Source organism: Mesorhizobium sp. M7D.F.Ca.US.004.03.1.1 (genome assembly GCF_003998635.1).
In the GTDB taxonomy this organism is placed as follows: domain Bacteria; phylum Pseudomonadota; class Alphaproteobacteria; order Rhizobiales; family Rhizobiaceae; genus Mesorhizobium; species Mesorhizobium loti.
The window spans coordinates 1-6,594 of sequence record NZ_RZQG01000281.1; the positions used below are offsets into that span (position 1 = coordinate 1).

Here is a 6,594-nt window from a genome sequence, read left to right on the forward strand (position 1 = left end):
CCATGCAGGCGGAAAGTAGCCGCCTCGCGGCCTTGGCTCGCTCGGGGCCAAAACCTGATGTCGTGGCCATGCGGGCAAAGCCGATCGCAAAGCTCCTGAGCGGCACCGCATAGGTCGGGATCGAGCAGCCATCGGTGGCCCGCTCGTCTGCGCCATGGACAGCGCCCGTCACCGCCTGCATGGCGTCGCGCACCATCTCCTGCAGGCCGTGCTCCGGCTTGACATAGCCGCGGTGCGCAATGCCGGCGTGGACGCAGGTGCAGAGGAAGCCGGAATGCTTGCCGGAGCAATTGTTGTGCAATGCATTCGGCGAACCGCCGGCGCGGGCGAGCGCAATCTCGGCGTCATGATTGGACGGCCAATGCGTACCGCATTCGAGTGCTGATCCCTCCAGCCCGGCCTTGGCCAGCATGGACCGCGCCAGTTCGACATGTGCCGGCTCGCCCGAGTGGGACGCACAGGCAAGCGCCAATTCGCGGTTGCCGAAACCATAGGCATCCGCCGCCCCGCTTTCGACCAGCGGCAATGCCTGGATCGCCTTGACCGCCGAGCGCGGGAACACCGGCTTGGCGGTATCGCCGATCTCCCAGACCGGCTTGCCATCGGCATCGAAGACCGCGACCGCACCACGATGCGCACTCTCGACGATCGCGCCGCGCAAGACTTCGATCAGAACCGGATTTGTCATGGCTACCCCGTAAAATACGGGCTGCTTCTACCTGATCCGGTCCAATATGGAAACGTAGTTGGCGACCGCCGCACCGCCCATATTGAAGATGCCGCCGAGTTTTGCGCCCGGCACCTGGATGCCGCGGGCTTCGCCGACAAGTTGCATGGCGGTCAAGACATGCATCGACACGCCCGTGGCACCGATCGGATGACCCTTGGCCTTCAGCCCACCAGATGGGTTGACCGGCAGGCGGCCATCCTTGGCTGTTGTGCCGTCCAGCGCCAGCCTGGCGCCCTCGCCCGGCTTGGCCAGGCCCATCGCCTCATATTCGATCAGTTCGGCAATGGTGAAGCAGTCATGCGTTTCGACGAAGGAGAGATCGTCGAGTGTCACGCCGGCGTTCTTAAGCGCTCGGGTCCAGGCCTGCTCGCAGCCTTCGAAGGTCAGGATGTCGCGCTTCGACATCGGCAGGAAATCCTGCACATGTTCGTTGGCGCGGAAGGCAACGGCACGCCGCATCCTCAGCGCCGTCGCGGTGTCGGCGAGGATAAGGGCAGCGGCACCGTCGGAGACCAGCGAGCAATCGGTGCGCTTCAGGGGACCGGCAACGAACGGGTTCTTCTCGCTCTCCTGGCGGCAGAACTCGTAGCCGAAATCCTTGCGCATCTGCGCATAGGGGTTGTCGACGCCATTCTTGTGGTTCTTGGCGGCGATCATGGCGAGCGCGTCCGACTGGTCGCCATAGCGCTGGAAATAGGCCTGCGCGATCTTGCCGAAGACGCCGGCGAAACCCGCAGGCGTGTCGCCATCCTCGGGCAGATAGGACGCTTTGAGCAGGTTCTTGCCGATCTCTGGCCCCGGCGTCGTCGTCATCTGCTCGGCGCCGACCACCAGCACGATGCGGGCGGCATTGGCGTCAATGGCGCGGATGCCTTGCCGGACCGCCGCCGATCCCGTGGCACAAGCGTTTTCGACGCGCGTCGCCGGCTTGAAGCGCAGCCGGTCGTCGGCCTGAAGCACCAGGCTGGCGGTGAAATCCTGCGCCGAAAAGCCGGCGTTGAAATGGCCGAGCACGATCTCGTCGACCTCGTCGGGACCGATGCCGGCATGGTCCAGCGCGTCCGTTGCCACCTTGACGATCAGGTTTTCGAGCGTTTCGCCCTCGAGCTTGCCGAAGCGCGAATGCGCCCAGCCAACGATACATGCGGTCATGGCGGTCTCCATCCTTGGCGCCAGCCTAGCATGTGGGCTCACGGCGCACGTCGCATTTATTGTTCAAATGTAAACAATCCTGTCCGCTTCGTGAAGGGCTGGAACCAGACAATCGCTTGGTACAGACGAAGCCAGTGCCAATTTTTTTGTTGATTGACCCGTCAATAAAAAATAATCCTGCTTCAAAGGACGCAGTGAGATGCCGAAAGTCGGAATGGAGCCATTGCGCCGCAAGGCGCTCATCGACGCGGCGATCTCGGCGATCGGCGAGCGCGGTTCGCTCGACGTGACCATGTCCGAGATCGCCGGACGTGCCGGCGTGTCGTCAGCCCTTGCCCATCACTATTTCGGCGCCAAGGACGAGCTTCTGCTGGCAACGATGCGGCACATCCTGGCCGAACTGACCACCGACATGCGACGCGCCCTTCAATCCGCTGCCACCCCGCGCGAACGTGTTTCGGCCGTGGTTGCCGTCAACTTTTCCGACATCCAGTTCCAGCCGGAAACCATCGCCGCCTGGCTCGCCTTCTATGTCGAAGCGCAGAAATCACCAGCCTTGCGGAGGCTGCTCAGGGTCTACGCACGGCGCTTGCACTCCAACCTGATGAGCGGCCTGACCGGGATCCTGCCCAGAGCCGAAGCCGACCGCGCCGCCGAAGCGACAGCGGCAATGATCGACGGGCTCTACATCAGGCGGGCGCTGAAGGACGGCGTGCCTGATGCCGCGACCGCGATCGCGCTGGTCGAGGACTATCTCGAAACCAAACTCGGCGAGCGGCGCAAACAGTGACAACGAAGCGACCCAATTTCTTGATCGTCATGGTCGATCAGCTCAACGGGACCCTGTTTCCGGATGGGCCGGCAGAATTTCTGCACGTACCGCATCTGAAGGCGTTGGCCGCGCGTTCGGCGCGCTTTGCCAACAACTACACGGCGTCGCCACTCTGCGCGCCGGGCCGTGCCTCGTTCATGAGCGGGCAATTGCCGTCGCGCACTGGCGTCTACGACAATGCCGCCGAATTCGCCTCATCGATCCCGACCTTCGCCCATCATCTGCGCGCCGCCGGCTACTACACCTGCCTGTCGGGCAAGATGCATTTCGTCGGGCCGGATCAGCTGCACGGTTTCGAGGAGCGGCTGACCACTGACATCTACCCGGCCGATTTCGGCTGGACGCCAGACTACCGCAAGCCGGGCGAGCGTATCGACTGGTGGTATCACAATCTGGGCTCGGTGACCGGCGCCGGCATCGCCGAGATCACCAACCAGACGGAGTATGACGACGAGGTCGTGTTCCTGGCCACGCAGAAGCTCTATCAGCTTTCGCGCGAACAGGACGATGCGAACCATCGGCCCTGGTGCCTGACCGTCTCGCTGTCGCACCCGCACGATCCCTATGTCGCGCGCAAGCAGTATTGGGATCTCTACGAGCATTGCCAGGCGCTGGACCCGGAAACCGGGTTCATCGCGCGTGACGAGCAGGATGCGCATTCCCGGCGGCTTTACCACGCCAGCGACTATCCCTCTTTCGAGATCACGCCAGAGCAGGTGCGTCGTTCGCGGCGCGGCTATTTCGCCAACATCTCCTATGTCGACGACAAGCTCGGCGAGCTTCTGGACGTTCTCGAGCGCACCCGCATGGCCGACGACACAATCATCCTGTTCTGCTCGGACCATGGCGACATGCTCGGCGAGCGCGGCCTGTGGTTCAAGATGAGCTTCTTCGAGGGTTCGGCGCGGGTGCCGCTGATGATTGCCGGCAAAGGCGTTCGCGCCGGGCTGATCGAGACGCCGGTCTCCAATCTCGATGTGGCGCCGACGCTTTGCGACCTCGCCGGCATCGACATCGCCGCGATCGCGCCGTGGACCGACGGCCAGTCGCTGCTGCCGCTCACCGAGGGCATCGAGCGCACGGCGCCGGTGCTGATGGAGTATGCCGCCGAAGGCTCCAACGCGCCTTTGGTGGCGATCCGCGACGGCAGATACAAATTCGTCCATTGCGAGCTCGATCCGCCGCAACTGTTCGATCTCGAAGCCGATCCGCTCGAGCGGGACAATCTGGCCGACGATCCCGCCAATGCGGGCCTGGTGGCGGCATTCATGGACAAGGTCCAGGCGCGCTGGGACATGGCCGGCTTCGACGCCGCCGTGCGCGAAAGCCAGGCGCGCCGCTGGGTCGTCTATCCGGCGCTGCGCAACGGCGCCTACTACCCCTGGGATTTCCAGCCCCTGCAAAAAGCGTCCGAGCGTTACATGCGCAATCACATGAACCTCGACAATCTCGAAGAGAGCAAAAGGTATCCGCGAGGCGAATGATGTCAGACCTTCTCGTCCCCTCCCTCGACCATCTCAAGCAGGCCTATGCCGTCACCTCCCGGGCGACGCAGATCACGCCGCTGCTGGAATCGACAGCACTGGCCAGGGAGACGGGGGCGACCCGCGTCTTCATCAAGCCGGAATCGCTGCAATGGGCCGGCTCGTTCAAGGTGCGCGGCGCCTATTGGCGGCTGAAGCAGCTTTCGCCCGACGAGGCGAAGAAAGGCGTCGTCGCCTATTCCTCCGGCAATTTCGCGCAAGGGCTGGCGGCCGCCGGCCAGGCGCTCGGCATTCCCGTCACCATCGTCATGCCGATCGATGCACCGGCCGCCAAGCGCGACGCAACGGCGGGTTATGGCGCCCGCGTCGTGCTGACCGACCATGGCGAGCGGGCGCGTGAAGAAGTCGCCGCCGCCAAGGCACGCGAGATCGCCGAGACAGAGGGGCTGGCGCTGCTGCATCCTTTCGACGATCCGGAGATCGTCGCCGGCCAGGCCGGCGCCGGCCTCGAAGCGCTCGACCAGCTTGAGGCCAAGGGTGCCAGCGCCGACCTCTTGTTCTGCTCGGTCGGTGGCGGTGGGCTGATCGGTGGCGTCTCGCTCGCCTTCCACTATCTGTCGCCCGCGACAGAGATCATCGGCGTCGAGCCGGAAGGTTTCAACGGTATGGGCTCGTCGCTGGCGCATGGCGCTATCGAGACGATGCCGATCGGGCCGAAGTCGATCTGCGACGGGCTGATGTCGCGCCGGCCGGGCGACGCGCCGTTTGCCGCGGTCAAGACCGCCGGCGTTCGCGGCATCACCGTCGATGATCAATCGGTGCGCAGCGCCATGCGGATCGCCTTCGAGCGCATGAAGCTGGTGCTCGAACCATCGGGGGCGGCGTCGCTGGCAGCACTCCTCGGCGGCAAGGTGGATGTGAAGGGCAAGACCGTCCTTGTTGTGGCTACCGGCGGCAATGTCTCGCTCGCCGATTTCATGGCGCATATGAACCATGCTTGAAGCGGATTTCGTCATCATCGGCTCCGGCTCGGCCGGCTCGGCCATGGCCTATCGGCTGTCTGAGGACGGCAAGCATTCGGTCATCGTCATCGAATTCGGCGGCAGCGATATCGGGCCGCTGATCCAGATGCCGTCGGCGCTGTCGATCCCGCTCAACATGAGCCTTTACGACTGGGGCTTTGCCAGCGAGCCGGAACCGCATCTCGGCGGGCGCGTGCTGGCGACGCCGCGCGGCAAGGTCATCGGCGGCTCGTCCTCGATCAACGGCATGGTCTATGTGCGCGGCCACGCCCGCGACTTCGACCATTGGGCCGAAGAGGGTGCGGCTGGTTGGGGCTTCGCCGACGTGCTCCCCTATTTCAAGCGCATGGAAGACTCCGACGGTGGCGAGGATGGCTGGCGGGGCAAAAGTGGTCCGTTGCATGTACAACGCGGCTCGCGGCGCAATCCGCTCTACGGCGCCTTTGTCGAGGCCGGCCGGCAGGCCGGGTTCGAACTGACCGACGACTACAACGGTTCCAAGCAGGAAGGATTTGGGCCGATGGAGCAGACCATAAGCGGCGGCCGCCGCTGGTCGGCGGCATCAGCCTATCTGAAGCCGGCGCTGAAGCGCAAAAACGTGAGTCTGGTCAAGGGCTTTGCGCGGCGGGTGATCATCGAGAATCAACGCGCCGTCGGCGTCGAGATCGAAGCTCACAAACAGATTCAGGTCGTTAAGGCGCGACGTGAGGTGATCGTCGCCGCATCGTCGATCAATTCACCCAAGATCCTGATGCTGTCCGGCATCGGCCCGGCCGAGCATTTGCGCGAAAACGGCATTACGGTGGTGGCCGACCGACCCGGCGTCGGGCGCAATTTGCAGGACCATATGGAGCTCTACATCCAGCAGGAATCACTACTGCCGATCACGCTCAATTCAGTGCTGAACCCGTTCTCGAAAGCACTCATCGGCGCGCAGTGGCTGTTCTTCAAGACCGGCCTCGGCGCCACCAACCATTTCGAAGCGGCGGCCTTCGTGCGCTCACGTGCAGGTGTCGACTACCCCGACATCCAGTACCATTTCATCCCCGCCGCAGTCCGCTATGACGGCAAGGCGGCGGCCAAGTCGCATGGCTTCCAGGCGCATGTCGGGCCGATGCGATCGAAGTCACGCGGCTCGGTGACGCTGCGCTCGCCGGACCCGAAATCGCAGCCGGTGATCCGCTTCAACTACATGTCGCATCCAGACGACTGGACGGAGTTCCGCCACTGCATCCGGCTGACGCGCGAGATCTTCGGCCAGTCGGCGTTCGATCCCTATCGGGGCAAGGAAATCTCGCCGGGCAGCCAGGTGCAGTCGGACGACGACCTCGATATCTTCATTCGCGACCACGCCGAGAGCGCTTACCATCCTTG

At 64.0% G+C, this 6,594-nt stretch carries 6 protein-coding genes; 4 read left to right on the top strand and 2 right to left on the bottom strand.

Going from position 1 to position 6,594, the window contains the following annotated elements:
- Nucleotides 1–688: asparaginase (locus EN935_RS17125; RefSeq protein WP_127373463.1), on the bottom strand; the 688-nt coding region annotated here is incomplete at its 3' end.
- 27 nt (nt 689–715) lie between these two features.
- Nucleotides 716–1,882: an acetyl-CoA acetyltransferase gene (locus EN935_RS17130; RefSeq protein ID WP_127264951.1), complete on the bottom strand. Its 1,167-nt coding sequence runs from the start codon at nt 1,880–1,882 to the stop codon at nt 716–718.
- A 199-nt stretch (nt 1,883–2,081) separates the two neighbouring features.
- On the opposite strand from EN935_RS17130, the gene betI reads away from it, so the two are divergent.
- From betI to betA, 4 genes are all read left to right on the top strand, one after another.
- The gene (gene betI / locus EN935_RS17135; RefSeq protein WP_127264952.1) at nt 2,082–2,672 is read left to right on the top strand and encodes a transcriptional regulator BetI; all 591 of its coding nucleotides are present in this window, start codon (nt 2,082–2,084) and stop codon (nt 2,670–2,672) included.
- On the top strand, nt 2,669–4,198 hold the full coding sequence (gene betC / locus EN935_RS17140) for a choline-sulfatase (protein ID WP_127264953.1): 1,530 nt from the start codon (nt 2,669–2,671) through the stop codon (nt 4,196–4,198). The genes betI and betC overlap by 4 nt, the downstream gene beginning before the upstream one ends.
- On the top strand, nt 4,198–5,199 hold the full coding sequence (locus tag EN935_RS17145; protein WP_109663314.1) for a threonine/serine dehydratase: 1,002 nt from the start codon (nt 4,198–4,200) through the stop codon (nt 5,197–5,199). The genes betC and EN935_RS17145 overlap by 1 nt, the downstream gene beginning before the upstream one ends.
- Nucleotides 5,192–6,594, top strand: a 1,403-nt coding sequence (betA, locus tag EN935_RS17150; RefSeq protein WP_127373464.1) for a choline dehydrogenase, incomplete at its 3' end; no start/stop codon positions are given. The genes EN935_RS17145 and betA, both read left to right, overlap by 8 nt.